This is a genomic window from uncultured Cocleimonas sp. (genome assembly GCF_947495625.1).
Taxonomy (GTDB): domain Bacteria; phylum Pseudomonadota; class Gammaproteobacteria; order Thiotrichales; family Thiotrichaceae; genus Cocleimonas.
This window is the reverse complement of sequence record NZ_CANLZW010000024.1, coordinates 24,596-44,693: the sequence shown is the minus strand read 5'-3', so window position 1 is coordinate 44,693 and position 20,098 is coordinate 24,596. Positions and strand designations below refer to the sequence as shown.

Here is a 20,098-nt window from a genome sequence, read left to right as displayed (position 1 = left end):
AATAAAAATCTAATCACAGCTATTTGATAACTACAGTCATTATTCCTTCAATCGATAACCCGTTTTAAACATCCAGCTAATAACCAGTAAACAAGCGACCAGAAACACCACAATCATCCCTAAACTTAGCCCGACATTCACGTCTGATACTTCGAAAAAGCTCCAGCGAAAACCACTCACTAAATACAAAACGGGATTAAACAAGGTCACTGTCTGCCAGAATGGTGGCAACATGCTCACTGAATAAAAACTTCCGCCCAAAAAGACCAGAGGAGTGATGATCAACAAAGGAATAATCTGTAACTTTTCAAAATTATTCGCCCATAGCCCGATTATAAAACCAAACAAACTAAATGATATACACGTCAAAATCAGGAAGGTAGCCATCCACACAGGGTGAGCAATTTTTAAATCTACAAAAAAACTGGCTGTTATTAGAATCACCACACCTAAAATAAAGGACTTAGTCGCAGCCGCTCCGACGTAACCGACCATGATTTCGAAGAATGAAACAGGCGCCGATAGTACTTCATAAATACTCCCGGTAAATTTCGGGAAGAAAATTCCAAACGAAGCATTCGCAATACTCTGTGTTAATAATGACAGCATTGTTAAACCTGGCACTATGAACAATCCGTAGGAAACACCTTCAATAGTATCAATGCGTGATCCTATTGCTGAACCAAACACCACAAAATAGAGCGCAGTGGAGATTACCGGAGAAGCCAAACTCTGAAATAAAGTCTTCCATGCGCGCAGCATTTCATATTTATAGATGACCTTGATTGCCTGAAGATTAATGCGCATCAGGTTTCTCCTCTTTTGCAGTTTGGTCAATATTTTTTTCTTTCTGATCAAAACCATCATCGTGAACTAAATGTACGAAGATATCTTCCAGTGAACTTTGTGTGGTTTGCATATCTTTTAAAACAAGTCCTGACTCATTGATTGCCTGAAGTAATGACGTTATGCCTGTTCCATCGCCTCTGGTATCGTAGGTATAGGTAATTTTCGCGCCATCTTGGGATAAGCTAACATTGTATTTAGAAAGTAGATTTGGCAAATTCTCTGTCGGTTCTTTTAACTCTACAATTAACTGTTTTTGACCAAGCTTATGCATTAGCTCTTTTTTATCTTCTATCAGTAGCAGTTCGCCATTATTGATAACACCAATACGATCAGCAATCTCTTCAGCTTCTTCAATGTAATGCGTGGTTAAAATTATGGTAACGCCAGATTCTCTCAGCCTGCGCACGATATTCCACATATCTTTGCGTAGCTCTACATCCACTCCTGCGGTTGGCTCATCCAGAAACAGTATTTCAGGCTGATGAGACAATGCTTTGGCGATTAGAACGCGTCTTTTCATGCCGCCAGACAAGGTTCTAAGCTCGTTTGTTTTCTTATCCCACAGCGATAATTCTTTTAATAATTTTTCGAGATAAGCATCGTCTCTCTTTTTACCAAACAGTCCACGGCTGAAATTTATGGTATTCCAAACCGTTTCGAAGGCTCCCAGTGTCAGCTCCTGTGGAACCAGCCCTATCATTTGTCTGGAATCACGATAATTTTTAATTATATCGTGACCATTTACTTTAACTGTTCCGCTGCTGGGAGAAACAATACCGCAAATCGTCGAAATTAACGTTGTCTTGCCAGCACCATTCGGCCCCAGTAAAGCAAGGATTTCACCTTTTTTGATTTCCAGATTAATTTCTTTGAGGGCTTGATGACCGCCTTCATAGACTTTTGATAGGTTTTGTATTGATACTATTGAATTCATTGCGCGATAGTACGTGCTTTGTTAAATCGCTTCAATTAACTTATGTGTCTATTAATATGACCTTTTAGCAGGCATAAAAAAAGCGCTCTTTTGAGCGCTTCTTCAAAATATTTCTGTTTCAATTAATGAATAGATTCAGTACTCTTTATTTCAACTGACTTAAGCAAAGGACCTAATCGTACAGGTTTGTTTTGCATTTCACGTGCTAATTCTTCGATCGTTTTTTCAGCAGTATCTTGGTCATTACGAACAAACACATCGTTGTATTGCGTGAATTCAATATTGATGGTCTCATCAACATTGGTTATAAATAAACATTGAATTAGTGGGTGTTCTCTCTTTCTAGGCGTTGAAATGCTAATAGCATTCAAGTTTTCATCTAAGTGCGTAAAACCAGATACCTTTCTTTCGAATCCACTTTCATCCTTCAGATGAAATGTCATTTTTCCTTCTGTGTCAGAGAGTTGTTCTTCTTCTTTTCTAATTAGGGTAAATGTCTTAAACATAATAATTCCTATTTTTATTGTTTATTCGTTTTTATGCGAGTTTGTATACGATGTTTAAATGTATTGCAGATAAATTCTACAGATCATTTTTTATTATTGTAATTGGCATTTTAAGCATATAAATGCACTTATGGAAATCTATCCGACAAATGGAAAGATACACTTGAAAATCTCTGATGCACTTACATATAAGCTGATTGGTTAACCTAAATGTTTAGCCCACCTGATTTTCTCATGATTACTTAAAGTCAGTGGTTTACTGATAGATATCAAACTTAAGCGTTAAAACCTTGATACTCGAGAGTTAAATTATTTTTCTATTATAGAAAATGCTAGAATATTTGTGAAAATTATAATGGGAAAATAATATGCACTACAAAGATATTCTGGTTTACCTTGATGATGGCAAATCCAATGCGGAACGTATCACAACTGCCTTTTCACTGGCAGAATCACAAAATGCACGTTTAACAGGCGTGACGCTTGCCGCGTTAAAACCTTATCATATGCGTGCATCAGATAAGAAAATGCAACGTACTATCTGCATGCAAGAAGCTGAAAAAAGAATTGCCGAATTCAATGCTTTGGCAGCAGAAACGAGTCTGGAATTTGCGAGTAAAATAATTCCTGGTGGAAAAAAAGAAGCGCGTACAAGACTTTCTCAATATGCACGTAATTTTGATTTGGTCATTTTCAGACAAGCTAACCCTGAAAATAAGAATTTTGAATTAGTAGAGAAAATAGCCAGTAAAATAGTCGTACTGTGTGGACGCCCTGTATTTTTCATGCCTTACATTGGCGCACATCATATTCCCTGTAAAAACGCCATGATCGCATGGGATGGGACTCCTGCAGCTACTCGTGCAGTGCATGATGCTATACCATTATTAAGAGATATCAACAAAGTCATTATTACGGTTGTTAGGGAAGGAAAAAATAAAACCGCTAAAGGTGAATTGCTCGCTGATGATTTAGTCGCACATTTAAAACGACACGATGTGAATGCAACCGTAAACCGAATTAATGCGGGTACATTTGATGTAGCAACCGTTTTACTCAATGAAATTGCTGACCACAGCATAGATCTTTTAGTTATGGGCGGTTATGGAACACCTGGTCTTAAACAAAAGGTTTTTGGTGGCGTGACTGAAACAATGTTGAAGACGATGATTACGCCATTAATGATGTCTCACTAAGTTAATTATTTGTTTGGTTTTAGGAAAACTTCAAACTAAAGAAATGACTATAAATCATGGCTATAAGTAGGGGGGTGACTTTCCTAGGTTCTTTAAGAACTATAATAGTCACCCCCCTACTTTTAAGCGAATTTTGTATAAAATATATGTAATACGCCTCTGTGTATTTATATTTCGCGATAAATCAAGGCGCCCTCGCGCGCAGAGCGTGAGCATACATTAGTATGTGATCGCTCGAGCACGAAGGCAACGAAGAGTTAGCGTGTAAGATGAATACACAGTGGCGTTATTTATTCAGGTCGCATATGCGGGAATAAGATCACGTCTCTAATTGATGGCGAATCCGTCAGCAACATAACCAATCTATCGATTCCTATACCTTCTCCAGCCGTTGGTGGCATACCGTACTCTAGGGCACGAATATAATCAGCATCGTAATGCATCGCTTCATTATCACCCGCATCTTTCTCAGCTACTTGTTTTTGGAATCTCTCCGCTTGGTCTTCAGCATCATTAAGCTCAGAGAAACCGTTTCCTATCTCACGACCACCAATGAATAATTCAAAACGATCAGTAATAAAATCATTGTCGTCATTACGACGCGCTAATGGTGAAACCTCTGCTGGATACTCAGTAATAAATGTAGGATTCAAAAGCTTCTTCTCTACTGTTTCGTCGAAGATTTCCATTTGAATCTTTCCAAGACCCCAATACTCTTGTAGATGAATACCTAAATCTTTAGCTACTTTTTGAGCGCCAGATTCAGTATTGATATCATCTTCGGTTAGATTAGTGTTGTACTTAAGAATTGAATCCCTCACCGAGATACGATCAAAGGTTTTACCAAAGTCAAAAGTCTCACCTTGATAGGTCACTTGGGTATTACCAAGCACATGCTCAGCCAAACCTCTAAGCAACTCCTCTGTGATATCCATAAGGTCATGGAAAGTTGCATACGCTTGATAGAATTCAATCATCGTGAATTCAGGATTATGACGTGTTGATAACCCCTCGTTACGGAAGTTACGGTTAATTTCAAACACACGCTCAAAACCACCCACGACCAATCGCTTCAGGTAAAGCTCAGGCGCGATACGCATATACATATCAATACCTAATGCATTGTGATGTGTTTCGAATGGTCTTGCAGTAGCACCACCTGGAATCACTTGTAGCATCGGCGTTTCAACTTCCATGAAGTCTTTCGACTCAAAGTAGTTACGAATATAGCTAATCACTTTAGAACGAACCTTGAAGGTATCACGCGTTTCTTCGCTCATGATTAAATCAAGGTAGCGTTGTCTATAACGCTGTTCTTGATCACTCAAACCGTGGAATTTTTCTGGTAACGGGCGTAAAGATTTAGTCAGTAATTGAAGTTTGTCAGCTTTAACCGTTAACTCACCTTTCTGAGTCATGAATAACAAGCCTTCAACACCTACGATGTCACCGCTATCCCAGCCTTTGAAAGATTCGTAAAGGTCATCACCGAGTAATTTAATTTGAGCATAAACCTGAATACGTCCAGACATATCGGAGATCGTAATAAAGCTCGCCTTACCCATAACTCGCTTAAGCATAATACGGCCAGCAACAGATACGCGTACTTCGTTTTCATCGAACCACGGCTTCTCTTTATCCCCGTACTCATCTTGCAAATTTTGCGCATAATGATCACGTTTAAATGCATTAGGGAATGCGATTCCATCTTCACGCATTTGACCCAGTTTTTCACGGCGCAATGCGACCAACTGGTTTTCATCTTGTTCAGGGGCTGTTGTATTTTGTTCTTCGCTCATGTGACTTCTCTGTTATTTACTTCTGCAGTGTACTGCTGTTATTTCGGGTGTTATATACGATATTAATTCGTATTAATTAAAGACCAGATTTTAAGCTGGCGGTGATAAATTGATCGAGTGAACCGTCAAGTACGGCCTGCGTATTTCCTGTTTCTACGCCAGTGCGTAAATCTTTGATACGTGATGCATCTAATACGTAAGAACGTATCTGACTACCCCAACCAATATCAGATTTATTATCTTCCATCTGTTGGTTTTCAGCGTTACGCGCCTGCATTTCCTGCTCGTACAATTTCGCTTTCAATTGCTTCATTGCTGTCGCTTTATTTTGATGCTGCGAACGACCATTTTGACATTGCACAACGGTATTGGTTGGTAAGTGAGTTAAACGTACCGCAGATTCTGTTTTGTTAACGTGCTGACCACCTGCGCCTGAAGCACGGTAAACATCGACACGAACATCAGAAGGATCGATCTCTATTTCGATATCATCATCAATTTCAGGAGAAACGAATACAGCACAGAAGGATGTATGACGACGTCCGCCAGAATCGAATGGCGACTTACGCACCAGGCGATGTACACCAATTTCAGTACGCAACCAACCAAAAGCATATTCGCCTTCAAAGCGAATAGTGGCAGACTTGATACCCGCAACATCACCCGGAGATGCTTCCATCAATTCGACTTTGAAACCTTTTGCTTCACCCCAACGCAGATACATGCGCAGTACCATTTCCGCCCAGTCTTGGGCTTCTGTACCACCAGAACCTGATTGAATATCGAGGAAAGCATTATTCGGGTCCATTTCACCAGAGAACATCCGGCGGAATTCCAAACGTTCTACACCCTTAGTTGCAGCATCAAGATCTTGAGTGACTGCTTCAACGGTTTCTGCGTCATCTTCCATTTCAGCCATTTCGAGTAAATCATTGGCATCATCTAACTGAACGGTTATCTCATCGATGGCGAGAACCACATTCTCGTAGGTAGATTTATCTTTACCTAGCTTGCGTGCTTTTTCAGGATCATTCCAGACTTCAGGATCTTCTAATTCTCGTGACGTTTCCTCTAAAAGTTCTTTCTTGGTGTCGTAGTCAAAGGTACCCCCTCAACGCGTCAATGCGTTGCTGTAAATCTTTAATCTGCGTGTAGAGAGGATTGAGTTCCATAGAAATTCATTTATGCTAAAAAATGGCAATGATACAGGGATTGTCTAGAGAAAATAAGCCCTTAAACGAGTCAAAAGTATATTTGTTTTAGTTAATCACGAGCGTATTAGTTAAAGGTCACCCCCCTACTTTTAGGCCTTTTTTATTGATTGGATAGTACCGGCTGAACTTTAATGCGTCAGATCACTTCTTATAAATAAATATTCAAGGGTGAAACAAAATTATGCATGCATTCCTGATTAGCATATTATTGATTAACCGTTTGTTCTTCATCGTGATGATTATTGTAACGAAAGTTACGTTAGTAACCATAGCGGCGCCAGCATATGCAAAAACCACCAGTGCAGTCGCTGAGTTTACTCAAGCTGAACTTCAACAGTTTAAAGGCCATTATTCTACCAAGTTTGGTTATCTGTTTATTCAGGCGCATAAGAAATATGCTTCTGTGACCGTTGATGGGATATTTATTCGATTAATCAAAAAAAGCAAATGGTCGTATCTATCCACAGTGTAAATTTCTGGGTCTCTTTCCAGTCAAATTGGGTGAATTATCATTTTCCTTAGCGACACACAAAGGAAAGAGACAAGTTGTATTGCACTCCCAAAAACGCAGGCCAAAAACAATCGGACAACAATTTATATCAAAACCTATCCCACAAAACTGGAAAAACAGGCTGGGTCATTACAAAGCTAAATTAATTAAAGGTAAAGCCAAGATTAACAGCATACGCTTAGGTATCTTAAACGGGGTATTAGTGACTTATGTAAATAAGATAAAGTACCCCTACCCATTACTGGCAACGTCAAACACCAGCTTGTATTCACCTAGTGCTGGTCATAATTCAAACCAGCAGATCAAAGTGTCTAGCAATAAGAATAAACTGATTCTGGAATATGGCAGGAACAAACTCGAACTCACTAAAATTTAAAAACAGATCAGTAAAAGCTAAAAAAAGAAAAGTGAATAAGACATAAAAAAGGCCCTGATATCAGGGCCTTTTTTATAAACTAAGTTACTTCGAACTGAGTTGTTATTTAAGTTTTCCCCTCATGAAAGGAAATACTGGTAAATCACAATCGTCAACAGTCATGACTCTATCATCAACCACAAGCTCTCTATAAGCATGCCAACTTGCATGACCAACGATAGGTAGTGTAATTGCCACACCAACAAAAGCAAAAGCAAAGCCTAATCCAATTAATGCGACTATGGCGAATGCCCAGGTAAGCATCACAACAGGGTTCTTTTTAACGGCTCTAACGCTGGTTACCATGGCCGTAACAATATCTGCTTTTCTGTGCGTCATTAACGGAATTGAAATAGCACTCAATGAGAAACAAACTACCGCAAAAAACAAACCAATAATGCCAAGCAATGCAGCAAAAGGAACAATTTGTTTATTTGCCATCAAGGTTCCAAAGAAATCTCCAGTGATGGTCATACTCCCAAAGTATACGGCAAACAAAGCTGCAGTAATGACAGACCAAAATACGATAAGCATGCCAATAACGATGGAGAATCCAATAACCCCAACAGGGTTGTAACACATCGCCCTACAACCTTCATTAAAGGTAGGTTTGACCCCTGCTTCTATATGTCGACTCATACAATATAGACCTACAGCAATAACAGGGCCGGCGAGATAAAAAATTGTAACCATACCGAATGTATATATAGGATTATGATAGGTTAAATACATCAGCACTAATCCAATCGCTGCATATAACACACCGTACATTAAACTTAGCATTGGAGACACTTTAAAGTCGGCTACACCTTTGCTCAACCAACGCATTGGTGCACTGCTATCTACTTTTCTGATTTCTATTTTTTGAGAGTAATCAAACTCTTCTTCTTCATGAAGTATGTCTTGCTGAACTGCAGTCATATATTGGGTCTCCTAGAGCTTAATGAAATTATTATTTTTGCCGCTTTCCTTTTGGTCTTGTTGATAGCTTCATCTTCTTAACAGCGTAAGTTGACAGCTAAAGTTAAAAACATATAAAGAATATATTAGTATTTTTTAACTAGTGGTAAATATCTTTTCGCACATAGTTTGATAAATATCAAAAATCTACTTAACATCATTTATAGCAAATGCATTTATTTCGGTCTACTAATATATACAAATTATTAAAATAACTTGGGTATATTGATTTGTAATATTATTTGTTTCGTGTCATTAGAATTAATGTCACAGAGAATTCGACTGGAAAATCACAAAGAGACCAGGTTTTATGCATTAAGTGCCAGATTAACTACCGCATACACGGCAAGGATAAAAACAATCGTCATGATAATGCCTGCAATAATGAATGGCATTGCAGTTGTCTTGGAGAAGTCTTCTTCCAGGTTCTTTTTCTTTTGTACGCCAATCATGGCTGACATTACGCTTTTAATTGCTCGTAAAAATTCCATATTCAAACCTTACATTAAATTAAAGAGACTGATTGAGTAGTAATGATCGACCAACAGAACGACGAATAAAATCATCAGGTAATTAATTGAATAACCAAAAGTTTTCATCGGTAGTTTTTTATTATCTGGCTGTCTTACCAATTGAATAGCATAGTAAAGAAATCCTCCACCTAGTAATAAAGCACCTACCAGATATATCAAACCACTCATGCCTACCAGATAAGGCATAATGGTAACGATTACCAATAAAATGGTGTAAAGCAATATCTGAATTCTGGTGAAGTGATGTCCGTGGGTAACAGGCAACATCGGAATATTAACTTTTGCGTATTCCTTTTGACGATGAATAGCTAAGGCCCAAAAGTGGGGGGGTGTCCAAATGAAGATAATAGCGAATAAAAGCAATGCACCTAGTTCGATTGAATTAGTTATCGCAGCCCAACCTAGTAATGGTGGCGCAGCACCTGCAGCTCCACCAATGACGATATTTTGTGGTGTGGCACGTTTTAGATACATGGTATAAAAAACAGCATAACCAATCAGGGCAAGCAAAGTAAGAACGGCAGTTAGTACATTAACCCCAATCAATAAAATACCTATACCAACCACACCCAATATGATGCCGAAAGTCAAAGCTGTTTGAGTTGAGATCTTACCCTCAGGCAAAGGTCTGTTCTCCGTACGGCTCATCTCATTATCTATTTTCTGATCAATCACATGATTAAACACCGCAGCAGATGATGAAGCGAAGGCAATACCAATAGAGGCCATAACCACAAGATGTAGTGGCGGCAAACCAGGCACTGCTAAAAACATACCGACGACTGCGGTTAACATTATCAAAGCAACCACTTTGATTTTACACAGCGTTAAAAAATCTGAAATAGTTGGGTCACAGGTTAAAGAGGTAGAATTAGGCATATAATTTATCCAAGATGTGAGTATTTAAGCAGTCGACGAATGTCTTTAATCATCTTCTTTAAATCAGGCTCTGGTTGCGGGTAATACATCATTAAATTTCCAAACGGGTCTATTAAATATATAGGCTTTAGTTGCTGTTCGGGAAATTGTTTTAGAAAATTCGAGTTTGGCGTTACTTCAGTCATGACTAAATCAGGATTGTCCTTAGACGATATTGATTTAGCGACTTCATTATTACTCACTAAAACTGTTCGGACTCGACGCATTTGCTCATTCATTAACAACCGAATTCTTTTGATATTGCTTAGGCGCGCTAAACAAAAATCATCACAAACCGCACTTTCACTATTTTCTATATATAGCATAGTCCATTTTTTGGTTAATACCTCTTCTTCTACCGCAAGATCATTATCTTGTTTTAAATCTTCCAGTTTTGTCGGTTGAGCGGGCTGTACCAGAATACCATAATTAACACTACCCTTCTCAAACCCGAGTCTTTCAAGATTAAAAAACAATAGTGTCCCAAGTAAAATTGGAGCCACAAATATTGTGACTAACCAGAGGAATGATTTTTTTCCTGAATCCATTTTTTTTCCTGATAAGTATCCTAGCGTATTAGCTAAAATGTATTAATTCTGTGGGTTATAGCGAGCATCGTCAATAACAGTAAAAACATTTAAGGACAGCATAAAACCGCAATCTGTTAGACGAGTTTTAGCTCCAAGGACTATTACATTAGGGGCTAATAAAACGGCATAACTCAATTTTTTGAGTGATTCTTGGGATTTATCGTTAAATTTACACTATATAAATAGTTAAAACGAAGCTGATATTAACACTCTTGCAAAAATTGGATAATAAATAATGAAAATCACACATCAGTATTTTTTATCATATCATCGAGTTTATTTAACTCTTGTTTAACAGATTAAATATTCATCATCTATCTCTTCAATCAAGCATATTTTGTATATTAGCAAACCTATAATTTAATAAATTACAGTAACTTATAGCATAGAACATACCCAAATATATAAATATACAATCCTGACTAGCAATAATTTTTACTTGGCTGTAGACTTGGCAAAAAATATTTAGTGTTTATTGATATTTATCAATGAACTTTTAAGAATATTAGTAACTTCTTATGTTTCGTCTATATCTGAAAATTTGAAGTTAAGCATTTTCATTACCTTGCAATGAAAATACTTACTTACTCAGAGGAGGCTGTATGCCAAGTAAGAGCACTTTCAACGATCTATCGTACTTTATGAAACTTACGACTATCGTTAATTCGTTCCTAAATAAAATAAAAAATATATCCAACTTATATCTACTACCTTTATTTTTCACTCCTCAATTAGCCTTTGCAGAATTCGGTTTGAATCTGACCGAAGGTGTGACATCTGTTAGTAGAGATATCTACGGCTTACATATGCTGATATTTTGGGTATGTGTAGGTATTGCGGTAGTAGTTTTTGGTGTGATGATTTGGTCAATGGTGTTTCACCGTAAATCTAAAGGGGCTAAAGCATCTAACTTCCACGAAAGCACCGCAATCGAACTGGTATGGACGCTCGTGCCACTCGCAATATTAGTTGCAATCGCGTTTCCTGCTACCAGGGTTTTAATCGACTTAGAAAATACTGACGAAGCTGATATGACAGTTAAAATCACAGGTTATCAGTGGAAATGGCAATACGAATACATAGGTCAAGACGTTAGCTTTTTTAGTAATCTAACAGACGTTCAGAAGAAGGCTACTAATGACAGCGCTACTCGAGAAGGCATGAAGCACTATCTTCTAGAAGTTGATAATCATCTGGTTCTACCCGTAGGCAAACGCATTCGCTTTCTCATGACTTCAAATGATGTTATTCATTCATGGTGGGTAAGAGATCTTGGTGTTAAACAGGACGCCAACCCTGGTTTTATTAACGATGCATGGGCAAACATTGATGAACCTGGTATCTACAGAGGTCAATGTGCTGAGCTTTGTGGCAAGGATCATGGTTTCATGCCGATTGTTGTAGAAGCTAAATCAGAAGCAGACTATCAAATATGGCTGGGCGAACAGAAAGAAAAACAAAAAGCACTTGCTGCCGCTTCTGGCAAGGAATGGTCAAAAGAAGACTTAATGGCACAAGGCCAAAAAGTTTACAGCACAAACTGTGCTAGTTGCCACGGTGTAACAGGTGGTGGTATTCCGGGCGTATTCCCTGCAATGACAGGAAGCCCAATAACAACCGGTGATGTAAATGCGCACATTGATATTGTATTGAATGGTAAAGCAGGCACTGCAATGCAAGCCTTCGGCAAGCAATTGAGCGATAGCGACCTGGCAGCGGTAATTACCTATGAGAGAAATGCTTTAGGTAATAGCGTAGGTGACATCGTGCAACCATCATCAATTAAATCTGCAAGATAGGAGATTCTATAATGTCTACAACAACGACCGACTTACAAGACGAGATCGATGAAATAGAAGGATCTCACGACTCTCATGATGATCACCACCATGGCCCTGAAAAAGGACTAATGCGCTGGGTTAAAACAACTAACCATAAAGACATTGGTACTCTCTACATTTGGTTTGCATTTAGTATGCTGCTGATTGGTGGAGCAATGGCAATGGTCATTCGTGCCGAGCTATTCATGCCAGGCATCCAACTTGTTGATCCAAACTTCTTTAATCAGATGACAACCTTGCATGGTTTAATAATGGTTTTCGGCGCTATCATGCCAGCCTTTGTTGGACTTGCTAACTGGCAGATTCCACTCATGATTGGCGCCAAAGACATGGCATTACCAAGAATGAATAACTGGAGCTTCTGGATACTTCCTTTTGCAGGAATGATGTTAATCAGTACATTATTCATGGAAGGTGGCGGACCAGCATTTGGCTGGACATTCTATGCTCCTCTATCTACTACCTTTGCACCAGATAGCACTGACTTCTTTATTTTTGCGGTTCACATGCTTGGCTTCTCATCAATCATGGGAGCGATTAACGTCATCGCAACTATTATGAATATGCGCGCTCCAGACATGAAGTATATGGATATGCCATTATTCGTATGGACCTGGTTGATTACAGCATTCTTATTGATTGCAGCAATGCCAGTTCTTGCAGGCGCTGTAACCATGATGCTGACAGACCGTAACTTCGGCACCAGCTTCTTTGATGCAGCAGGTGGTGGTGATCCAGTTATGTTCCAGCATATTTTCTGGTTCTTTGGTCATCCTGAAGTTTACATCATGATCCTTCCAGCATTTGGTGTCGTATCCCAAATCATACCGACCTTCGCCCGAAAACCGTTGTTTGGTTATAGTTCGATGGTTTATGCAACTGCTTCAATCGCACTACTTTCGTTTGTCGTTTGGGCGCATCACATGTTCTTAACGGGTATGCCTATCGCGGGTCAGTTGTACTTTATGTACGCGACGATAATGATTTCCGTCCCCACTGGTGTAAAAGTCTTTAACTGGGTTACTACCATGTGGCGTGGCTCAATGACATTTGAAACCCCGATGCTATGGGCTGTAGCTTTCGTAATTCTCTTCACTATCGGTGGCTTCTCAGGATTGATGCTTGGTATCGCGCCAGCAGATATTCAATATCACGATACCTACTTCGTTGTGGCTCACTTCCACTATGTATTAGTCACAGGCGCCCTATTCTCCATCATTGCAGCAGTATTCTACTGGTTGCCAAAATGGTGTGGAAATATGTATAACGAGAGACTTGCCAAGATTCATTTCTGGTGGGCTGTTATTTCGGTGAACGTATTGTTCTTCCCGCAGCACTTCTTAGGTCTTGCTGGTATGCCACGTCGTATCCCTGACTACTCATTACAATTTGCTGATTTTAATATGATTTCAAGTATTGGTGGATTTGCCTTCGGCGCATCTTTCATTCTTCTTACTTACATCATTGTTGACTGTATCCGTAACGGTAAGCCAGTGAAAGAAGACCGAGTTTGGGACAGTGCGAAAGGACTAGAATGGACGGTAGCAACACCAGCTCCTTACCATACCTTTGATACTCCACCTTCAAAGAAAGTAATTCTTGAAGAATCAAGTCATATTGGTGAGCACTAATAATGACTTCTTCAAACAAATATAGTCATTTAACAGAAGAGCAACTCCTGGCAAAACAACGCGCAGGAGCAAAAATCACAGCCATTATTGTGGGTGTGATTGCTCTCGCCATATTTATATTCACACTTTATATGCAAGGCAGATAGGACTTTACAAAAACACATGAGTCAGCAAAAACAAACAATTACTAAAGCATTTTGGGTGAAACTTTTTTTAGTCCCATTAGGTATGTTTGCTTTTGCCTTTGCTCTTGTGCCTTTATATGACACATTTTGTGATATCACGGGATTGAATGGTCGTACCAGCAGTTCCAGTTATGAAGGACAACCAATAGAAGTTGATGAAACAAGAACAATTACGATTGATTTTCTAGCCGCAACCGCTCCAGGTTTTCCTGTTAAGTTTTACCCAATGACAACCAAGATGAAAGTTGTACCAGGAAAACTTTATACAATTAATTACTACGCAGAAAATAGATCTAACGAAGTAATTGTAGGACAGGCTGTTCCCAGTGTTGCACCAGGTGAAGCGGCATCTCATCTAAAAAAGCTGGAATGCTTTTGTTTTAATAATCAAAAATTTGAACCTAAACAACCTATTGAAATGCCTGTTAGGTTCTTTGTGGATAGTGAGATAGGAAAAGAAGTTTATAACATCACTTTATCTTATAACTTTGTAAAAGTTAAAAACACGGCCACAGAAGGTGTGGCTGGGCTCTAATAGGAGGAGATTTATAGCATGCAATCTAGAGAAGACTATTACGTACCAGATGGAAGCTACTGGCCTATTGTAGGATCAGTAGGCATGTTCGCCTTATTAGGGGGATTTGCTGGTTCTTTGCATGGCAGCATGGCTGGTACTGTCGGCATGATTCTTGGTTTCGGTATCATTATATTCATGGTATTTGGCTGGATTGGTCAAGTCGTTCATGAAAGCGAAACGGGGCATTACAATAAACAAGTTGATCACTCCTTTAGAATGGGTATGGGCTGGTTTATTTTCTCAGAAGTAATGTTCTTTGCCGCATTCTTTGGTGCACTATTTTATGCTCGCCAACTATCTGTTCCATGGCTTGGTGGCGAAGGAAATAATGCTTTCACCAATGAATTTCTCTGGCCTGAATTCAAATCAGTATGGCCTTTGCTACAAATGCCTGATACTTCAAACTTCTCTGTACCCAAAGGCATTATTGATGCCTGGCATCTTCCCGCAATTAATACCTTGACCCTATTGACCAGTGGCGCCACATTAACCTGGGCACATTGGGCTTTAATGAATAAAAACCGCAATCAATTAATTGGGGGTTTAATCGCAACCATCGTATTAGGTGTCATTTTCCTTGGATTACAAGTTTCTGAATACATGGAAGCTTACCAGCATCTAGACCTAAAACTTACCTCTGGAATTTATGGTAGTACCTTCTTCATGTTAACCGGATTTCATGGTTTCCATGTAACGCTTGGTGTACTGATGCTGATTGTCATTTTGATGCGTTGTATACGCGGTCATTTCAATAATGAACGTCACTTCGGATTTGAAGCTGTCGCATGGTACTGGCACTTTGTAGACGTAGTTTGGCTGGGCTTGTTTGTTGTTGTTTACTGGTTGTAAGTCAGTAAACATAATCATCTGAGCATTTAGATTAGATTTTTAGATACAGTGAGAGTTAAACGTAATTAATGAAGTACCTGATTCTTGTTTTTTTTATCTTCATTTTTTATAGCCTCGGCTCTGCATTGTATTACATGATGAAAGACGGCGATGGTTCAAAACGTATGGTTAAAGCATTAACCTTGCGAGTTGGAGTATCCGTCGCCCTCTTTATATTTTTACTTTTTGCATTCTGGATGGGGTGGATAAAACCAACAGGTGTTGCATAGAAGATGGCAGGTTTTCAACTTCGAGTATCAAATTATCTTTTTACTCCAAAATTAATACCGGCACTTGCCACACTCATTCTATTTCCATTTCTAATTTCTCTAGGTCTATGGCAATTAGATAGAGCTGATGAAAAAAGAGAGATTGATACCGGTATTCAATTAGCCATAGCAAAGACGCCACTTAAATTAAATGAAACAACATTAGGAACTAAAGAATCTGAACAAGCACTCCTCAAAGAAGCATATAGACCAGCAACCATTAAAGGCAAATACGACAATAACAATCAGTTTTTACTAGATAATAGAACACATCTGGGTAAACCTGGATACCACGTTTTAACCCCTTTTATATTTGAAAGTACATCAGATTCAAACAGTAAAAGTTTAAGTAACGCAGTTTTAATAAATCGTGGATGGATAACGTATAACGGCACAAGAGATAACATACCTAGTATAGAGATCGAGAATAACACTCGTGAAATACTCGGACAGATTAAACAAGTATCAGAAGCAATTGTATTAAACGATGATGATAAAAATGCAGTACAGAAGAGTAATAATCCTAAACTAATTCAGTCGATTCAGATAACTGAGCTAAACCAGGAGTTAGATTACCAATTACTACCCATTATTATCGAGTTAAACAAACAAGAAAAAGATGGTTTTATTAGAGAATGGCAACCCTACTACGGCAGTATCGATAAACATAATGCCTATGCCTTACAATGGTTTGCGATGGCCGCAATTCTGTTGTTTTTATTTATTAGATTAAATACTAAAAAAACTGAATGACATATTTTTTAAAGGAGAAGACCTATGTCGGGTTCACACGAAAAATTACCTAAGTTATTTTGGGTGCAGATTATTCTGGTAGTCATAGTAGGTGTCTTATATCTACTCGCACCAGAAGCAACACAGCATGTTGCCGAAGCAACTACAGAAGTTAAGCCTGTAGTCAAAAAAGCCCAACAAACACTTGCCCCCATAGGCAAAGTCGAAGCTAAGGTTGATGTCTCTGCTGGGTCATCAGTGGCTCGTTCAGGAGAATCTATCTACAAAGAAACCTGTGGAGTCTGTCACAATGCCGGTATCGCCAATGCACCCAAGATTGATGACAAAGCCGCATGGGAAACGCGTATGACCAATGGCATCGATGGTTTGGTTAAAACAGCCATTGCAGGTAAAGGCGCTATGCCAGCTAGAGGCGGTAATCCTTCAATCACTGATGAAGAAATAAAAAATGTTGTTTTGTATATGGCAAAATCTGCAGGTATTGAAGTTGCTGATGTAGCAAAAGAAGAGACAACTGCCTCATCAGAAACGGCAACTAATGAAACAGCATCAGCGACTACAGAAACTATCGCAGCTCCTGTTGCAGCAGCGGCTACTACAATGGCTAAAGCACCAGAAGCTCCAGCGGCACCTGCTTCTCCAGCATCACCCGCTGCGCCAGAACCTTCCGTGGCTGTTACAGAAACACCCGAAGCACCTGAAGCTGCAGTAACCAAAACTGAAGCACCAGCTGCCCCTGAGCCTGTAACACCTAAAGTAACAGAAACTGAAGCCCCCAAAGCTCCTAAGCCTGCTTTAGCACAAGCAGAACCGGAAGCGCCTGTAGCAAAAGAAACACAGGACGAGACACAAAAAGTCGCACCAAAAGTTCCAGAACCTATGGCAGTCGCGCAAACTGAAGAAGCCCCTAAAGGTGATTTGGCTAACGGTGAAAAAGTATACAAGAGTTCATGTTTTGCCTGTCATGCCTCTGGTGTAGCTGGCTCGCCTAAACTCGGTGATACTGTCGCATGGGCTCCACGTTTAGCGATGGGCAATGAAACCCTCTATGCATCGGCCATCAACGGAAAAGGTGTAATGCCTCCTAAAGGTGGGAATCTGGGTCTTTCTTATGAAGATGTTAAAGCTGCCGTTGATTATATGACAAGCAGTTTAAAATAAGATCTAGCTACAATAGCAGCTTATTCTTGACCAAAAACCAAGACATAAAAAAGCCCCGGAGAAATCACTTTCTCCGGGGCTTTTTTATGTCTAAATATTAGTTATATGACCGTAATATGACAATGATATGACGAATTAAACCCTATCTCTACCGCCCTTATTACCACCTGGAAAAGAAGAAACATTTCCGGTATTTTTTGTATCTTTAATTTTACACATGCCCTGCTCTTTCACTTCGTCAATGCGAATGACTGCATGCATCGGAATAAAACTTCTTTTTACAGAATTAAATTCAGCCTTTAATTTTTCTTCAGAAGGATCAATAACTAACTCGCTCTGACTACCAAAAACAATCTCTTCAATGGTAAGAAAACCATAAAGATCAGACTCATACACTTGTTTCGCATAGAGCTCATAAACCTTATCCTGGTTATAGTAGGATATTTTAAATAATCTAGATTCTTCCATTGTGCCGTACTTTTCTTGCAAACCGTTATTGGATCGCCTTTGTATCAGAAATAACGACTTAATGCACTCTTATTAAACACCTGTTTTAGCTAATTACTTTTTACGATATTTTTAGATCAACACCAAATATACCCCTATAAGTAGGGGGATGTGTTTTGCTTATATAACATAGCATTATATAAACAGACGGCTAATTACGGCTTAATTAGAGTTGAACATTATTTGCCATGCGTCTATATTGTTAGTTAATACTATTCAGAAATATATTAGTAAAAATGGAACTATCCATTAACATTACAATCAGAATAACAATCAACTGTAGCGGCTAAGACTATAGTCAAATATTTTCAACTTGATAAATAGCTGGGGAGCTATTCATCCTACGAACAACTTTTAACTTTAAATAAGCAATAGCGAAAAATACACTTCAAAAAAATAATGCATACAGGGTGTTCCTTTACTTTTCCGCTACGTGTTTATTTAGACAATAGTTCAAATAGAGTTTTAGTCGTTGTTCATTAAAAAGTTGCAACTTAACGATTATATAAAAGTCCTCAGAACGAGTATTTAGAAAAGAGTATAAAAATAAATGGGCAAACTAAGTTTCGATGAAGCACGTCATCTCACTGCGCGAACAGGGATAGGAGCAGAGTGGGAAACGATCCAGCGTTTTCAAACTATGACGCGACAGCAAGCAATAGAATTTCTGCTAAAAAATCGCAATATGCGTACACCGCCTCCACCGGGGATGAGTCCCTGGCCTAAAATGGTTAGTTTGCGCGGTAATATGCGCCGCAGAAAAATGATCAAACGTATTTCTCGCGTTGAAGGTAAATCATTACAAGATTGGTGGGTTAAACATTTAATGGATACACCTGCGCCCTTCTTGGAACGAATGACTTTGTTCTGGCACAATCATTTTCCGTCATCGATTATGAAAACCACCCAGCCTAGCATGCTCTACCAGCAGAATTTAATGCTACGTAAACATGCATTTGGTAATTTTGGAAAGATGCTACATGCAGTAGCTAAAGATCCTGCGATGTTGCTATATCTTGATGGTTACGAGAATATCAAAGAAGAGCCCAATGAAAATTTTTCTCGTGAGTTACTCGAACTATTCACCCTTGGGCTCGGTCATTATTCTGAAAATGATATGCGCGAAGCCGCCAGAGCGTTCACAGGCTGGAGTATCGATGATAGAAACGGTCGTTTTATTAACAATGTCGCTGATCATGACAACGGTGTTAAAACCTTTTTAGGAAAACGCGGTAATTTTAAAGGCGAAGACATCGTCAATATTCTGTTACAACACCCAAGAACGGCCGAAAGAATTTCCGAAAAAATGTGGAAAGAGTTTATTAACATCTCGCGCCCTGATGCCCGCTTCATAAAACAATGGGCGAATACCTTCCGTAAATCCAACTATGATATTGCTACCCTATTGCGTGCAGTACTTACTAGCGAACCTTTCTGGGATAGAAGAAATCGTGGCGCATTAATCAAGTCACCCATAGAGCTCACAATCGGAACTTTACGAACACTTCCTTATTCATTGGGCCGTGGCCGAATGGACCTCGCACATAATCTTAGCATCATGGGGCAGGCAGTCTTCGAACATCCAAGCGTGAAAGGCTGGGAAGGTGGGACAGACTGGATCAGTACACAATCAATTCTAAGAAGAAATTCGATGATGACGAATCTCGCGCGCGGAAACTTAAACGAAAAGAAAAACCGTGGTGGTATTGCGCACAAAATGCCTGATATTCCACCCCAGGTTTTACGCGAATGGTTGCTGGCTATCGAACCGTTACAAGCCATGCCCACTCAACCGGGAAAACAACGTCTAGCCCGGGCTTTTGTACTCGACCCTGCTTATCACGTGACATAAAACGCAGTT

At 39.2% G+C, this 20,098-nt stretch carries 22 protein-coding genes; 12 read left to right on the top strand and 10 right to left on the bottom strand.

What is annotated here, in order from left to right; translation table 11 throughout:
• Positions 1-39: 39 nt before the first annotated feature.
• The 3 genes from Q1A31_RS13905 to Q1A31_RS13895 form a co-directional block, all read right to left on the bottom strand.
• The gene (locus Q1A31_RS13905) at positions 40-807 is read right to left on the bottom strand and encodes an ABC transporter permease (RefSeq protein WP_299877785.1); all 768 of its coding nucleotides are present in this window, start codon (positions 805-807) and stop codon (positions 40-42) included.
• Complete coding sequence (locus Q1A31_RS13900) at positions 797-1,783, bottom strand: ABC transporter ATP-binding protein (RefSeq protein WP_299877783.1); 987 nt, start codon at positions 1,781-1,783, stop codon at positions 797-799. Before Q1A31_RS13900 ends, Q1A31_RS13905 begins: the two co-directional genes overlap by 11 nt.
• Before the next feature lie 122 nt (positions 1,784-1,905).
• Entirely contained in the window at positions 1,906-2,289 is a 384-nt protein-coding gene (locus tag Q1A31_RS13895) for a hypothetical protein (protein WP_299877781.1), read from the bottom strand.
• A 368-nt stretch (positions 2,290-2,657) separates the two neighbouring features.
• Between Q1A31_RS13895 and Q1A31_RS13890 the strand changes: the two genes are divergently transcribed.
• Positions 2,658-3,485 (top strand): universal stress protein, encoded by an 828-nt coding sequence (locus Q1A31_RS13890; protein ID WP_299877779.1) that lies wholly within the window; start codon positions 2,658-2,660, stop codon positions 3,483-3,485.
• A 290-nt stretch (positions 3,486-3,775) separates the two neighbouring features.
• On the opposite strand, the gene lysS is transcribed toward Q1A31_RS13890, so the two are convergent.
• Complete coding sequence (gene lysS / locus Q1A31_RS13885; RefSeq protein WP_299877777.1) at positions 3,776-5,284, bottom strand: lysine--tRNA ligase; 1,509 nt, start codon at positions 5,282-5,284, stop codon at positions 3,776-3,778.
• Between the two features lie 76 nt (positions 5,285-5,360).
• Positions 5,361-6,456 (bottom strand): peptide chain release factor 2 gene (gene prfB / locus Q1A31_RS13880; protein ID WP_299877775.1). Its coding sequence is split into 2 segments (ribosomal slippage): positions 5,361-6,383 and positions 6,385-6,456, totalling 1,095 coding nucleotides; the frame shifts between segments, so codons are not numbered across the junction.
• A 223-nt stretch (positions 6,457-6,679) separates the two neighbouring features.
• Between prfB and Q1A31_RS13875 the strand changes: the two genes are divergently transcribed.
• Positions 6,680-6,970 carry a hypothetical protein gene (locus tag Q1A31_RS13875; protein WP_299877772.1) on the top strand — a complete coding sequence of 97 codons (291 nt, stop codon included), beginning with the start codon at positions 6,680-6,682 and terminating at the stop codon, positions 6,968-6,970.
• Positions 6,971-7,049: 79 nt separating this feature from the next.
• The gene (locus Q1A31_RS13870) at positions 7,050-7,385 is read left to right on the top strand and encodes a hypothetical protein (RefSeq protein WP_299877770.1); all 336 of its coding nucleotides are present in this window, start codon (positions 7,050-7,052) and stop codon (positions 7,383-7,385) included.
• A 102-nt stretch (positions 7,386-7,487) separates the two neighbouring features.
• On the opposite strand, the gene Q1A31_RS13865 is transcribed toward Q1A31_RS13870, so the two are convergent.
• From Q1A31_RS13865 to Q1A31_RS13850, 4 genes are all read right to left on the bottom strand, one after another.
• Complete coding sequence (locus Q1A31_RS13865; protein ID WP_299877767.1) at positions 7,488-8,345, bottom strand: DUF2189 domain-containing protein; 858 nt, start codon at positions 8,343-8,345, stop codon at positions 7,488-7,490.
• Positions 8,346-8,692: 347 nt separating this feature from the next.
• On the bottom strand, positions 8,693-8,875 hold the full coding sequence (locus Q1A31_RS13860) for a DUF2970 domain-containing protein (protein ID WP_299877764.1): 183 nt from the start codon (positions 8,873-8,875) through the stop codon (positions 8,693-8,695).
• 9 nt (positions 8,876-8,884) lie between these two features.
• Positions 8,885-9,796, bottom strand: a complete 912-nt coding sequence (cyoE, locus tag Q1A31_RS13855) for a heme o synthase (RefSeq protein WP_299877761.1) — start codon at positions 9,794-9,796, stop codon at positions 8,885-8,887.
• Between the two features lie 5 nt (positions 9,797-9,801).
• Positions 9,802-10,383 carry a hypothetical protein gene (locus Q1A31_RS13850; protein WP_299877758.1) on the bottom strand — a complete coding sequence of 194 codons (582 nt, stop codon included), beginning with the start codon at positions 10,381-10,383 and terminating at the stop codon, positions 9,802-9,804.
• Positions 10,384-11,027: 644 nt separating this feature from the next.
• On the opposite strand from Q1A31_RS13850, the gene coxB reads away from it, so the two are divergent.
• The 8 genes from coxB (at position 11,028) to Q1A31_RS13810 (ending at position 17,730) form a co-directional block, all read left to right on the top strand.
• The gene (gene coxB, locus Q1A31_RS13845; RefSeq protein WP_299877756.1) at positions 11,028-12,224 is read left to right on the top strand and encodes a cytochrome c oxidase subunit II; all 1,197 of its coding nucleotides are present in this window, start codon (positions 11,028-11,030) and stop codon (positions 12,222-12,224) included.
• Between the two features lie 11 nt (positions 12,225-12,235).
• On the top strand, positions 12,236-13,897 hold the full coding sequence (gene ctaD, locus Q1A31_RS13840) for a cytochrome c oxidase subunit I (RefSeq protein WP_366943025.1): 1,662 nt from the start codon (positions 12,236-12,238) through the stop codon (positions 13,895-13,897).
• 2 nt (positions 13,898-13,899) lie between these two features.
• A complete protein-coding gene (locus tag Q1A31_RS13835) occupies positions 13,900-14,043 on the top strand; it encodes a hypothetical protein (RefSeq protein ID WP_299877751.1) in 144 nt (47 codons plus the stop codon).
• A gap of 16 nt (positions 14,044-14,059) precedes the next feature.
• Positions 14,060-14,617, top strand: a complete 558-nt coding sequence (locus Q1A31_RS13830) for a cytochrome c oxidase assembly protein (protein WP_299877748.1) — start codon at positions 14,060-14,062, stop codon at positions 14,615-14,617.
• Positions 14,618-14,635: 18 nt separating this feature from the next.
• The gene (locus tag Q1A31_RS13825) at positions 14,636-15,508 is read left to right on the top strand and encodes a cytochrome c oxidase subunit 3 (protein ID WP_299877745.1); all 873 of its coding nucleotides are present in this window, start codon (positions 14,636-14,638) and stop codon (positions 15,506-15,508) included.
• Between the two features lie 68 nt (positions 15,509-15,576).
• Positions 15,577-15,777 carry a twin transmembrane helix small protein gene (locus Q1A31_RS13820; RefSeq protein ID WP_299877743.1) on the top strand — a complete coding sequence of 67 codons (201 nt, stop codon included), beginning with the start codon at positions 15,577-15,579 and terminating at the stop codon, positions 15,775-15,777.
• A 3-nt stretch (positions 15,778-15,780) separates the two neighbouring features.
• Positions 15,781-16,569 carry an SURF1 family protein gene (locus tag Q1A31_RS13815; protein ID WP_299877740.1) on the top strand — a complete coding sequence of 263 codons (789 nt, stop codon included), beginning with the start codon at positions 15,781-15,783 and terminating at the stop codon, positions 16,567-16,569.
• 24 nt (positions 16,570-16,593) lie between these two features.
• Complete coding sequence (locus tag Q1A31_RS13810; RefSeq protein WP_299877737.1) at positions 16,594-17,730, top strand: cytochrome c5 family protein; 1,137 nt, start codon at positions 16,594-16,596, stop codon at positions 17,728-17,730.
• Between the two features lie 135 nt (positions 17,731-17,865).
• Here the strand turns inward: Q1A31_RS13810 and Q1A31_RS13805 are convergent, their stop codons facing one another.
• Complete coding sequence (locus Q1A31_RS13805) at positions 17,866-18,198, bottom strand: DUF1820 family protein (protein ID WP_299877734.1); 333 nt, start codon at positions 18,196-18,198, stop codon at positions 17,866-17,868.
• Positions 18,199-18,787: 589 nt separating this feature from the next.
• Between Q1A31_RS13805 and Q1A31_RS13800 the strand changes: the two genes are divergently transcribed.
• Positions 18,788-20,089 carry a DUF1800 family protein gene (locus tag Q1A31_RS13800; RefSeq protein WP_299877731.1) on the top strand — a complete coding sequence of 434 codons (1,302 nt, stop codon included), beginning with the start codon at positions 18,788-18,790 and terminating at the stop codon, positions 20,087-20,089.
• The last annotated feature ends 9 nt before the right edge of the window (positions 20,090-20,098 follow it).

Bases quoted from the DNA above. Each gene is read 5' to 3' on its own strand.
- Q1A31_RS13890 (WP_299877779.1), top strand. From the start codon at position 2,658: ATGCACTACAAAGATATTCTGGTTTACCTTGATGATGGCAAATCCAAT.
- Q1A31_RS13820 (WP_299877743.1), top strand. From the start codon at position 15,577: ATGAAGTACCTGATTCTTGTTTTTTTTATCTTCATTTTTTATAGCCTC.
- Q1A31_RS13905 (WP_299877785.1), bottom strand. From the start codon at position 807: ATGCGCATTAATCTTCAGGCAATCAAGGTCATCTATAAATATGAAATG.
- Q1A31_RS13865 (WP_299877767.1), bottom strand. From the start codon at position 8,345: ATGACTGCAGTTCAGCAAGACATACTTCATGAAGAAGAAGAGTTTGAT.
- lysS (WP_299877777.1), bottom strand. From the start codon at position 5,284: ATGAGCGAAGAACAAAATACAACAGCCCCTGAACAAGATGAAAACCAG.
- Q1A31_RS13815 (WP_299877740.1), top strand. From the start codon at position 15,781: ATGGCAGGTTTTCAACTTCGAGTATCAAATTATCTTTTTACTCCAAAA.
- Q1A31_RS13805 (WP_299877734.1), bottom strand. From the start codon at position 18,198: ATGGAAGAATCTAGATTATTTAAAATATCCTACTATAACCAGGATAAG.
- Q1A31_RS13800 (WP_299877731.1), top strand. From the start codon at position 18,788: ATGGGCAAACTAAGTTTCGATGAAGCACGTCATCTCACTGCGCGAACA.
- coxB (WP_299877756.1), top strand. From the start codon at position 11,028: ATGCCAAGTAAGAGCACTTTCAACGATCTATCGTACTTTATGAAACTT.
- Q1A31_RS13810 (WP_299877737.1), top strand. From the start codon at position 16,594: ATGTCGGGTTCACACGAAAAATTACCTAAGTTATTTTGGGTGCAGATT.
- Q1A31_RS13830 (WP_299877748.1), top strand. From the start codon at position 14,060: ATGAGTCAGCAAAAACAAACAATTACTAAAGCATTTTGGGTGAAACTT.
- cyoE (WP_299877761.1), bottom strand. From the start codon at position 9,796: ATGCCTAATTCTACCTCTTTAACCTGTGACCCAACTATTTCAGATTTT.
- Q1A31_RS13900 (WP_299877783.1), bottom strand. From the start codon at position 1,783: ATGAATTCAATAGTATCAATACAAAACCTATCAAAAGTCTATGAAGGC.
- Q1A31_RS13825 (WP_299877745.1), top strand. From the start codon at position 14,636: ATGCAATCTAGAGAAGACTATTACGTACCAGATGGAAGCTACTGGCCT.
- Q1A31_RS13850 (WP_299877758.1), bottom strand. From the start codon at position 10,383: ATGGATTCAGGAAAAAAATCATTCCTCTGGTTAGTCACAATATTTGTG.
- Q1A31_RS13860 (WP_299877764.1), bottom strand. From the start codon at position 8,875: ATGGAATTTTTACGAGCAATTAAAAGCGTAATGTCAGCCATGATTGGC.
- Q1A31_RS13895 (WP_299877781.1), bottom strand. From the start codon at position 2,289: ATGTTTAAGACATTTACCCTAATTAGAAAAGAAGAAGAACAACTCTCT.
- Q1A31_RS13835 (WP_299877751.1), top strand. From the start codon at position 13,900: ATGACTTCTTCAAACAAATATAGTCATTTAACAGAAGAGCAACTCCTG.
- ctaD (WP_366943025.1), top strand. From the start codon at position 12,236: ATGTCTACAACAACGACCGACTTACAAGACGAGATCGATGAAATAGAA.
- Q1A31_RS13875 (WP_299877772.1), top strand. From the start codon at position 6,680: ATGCATGCATTCCTGATTAGCATATTATTGATTAACCGTTTGTTCTTC.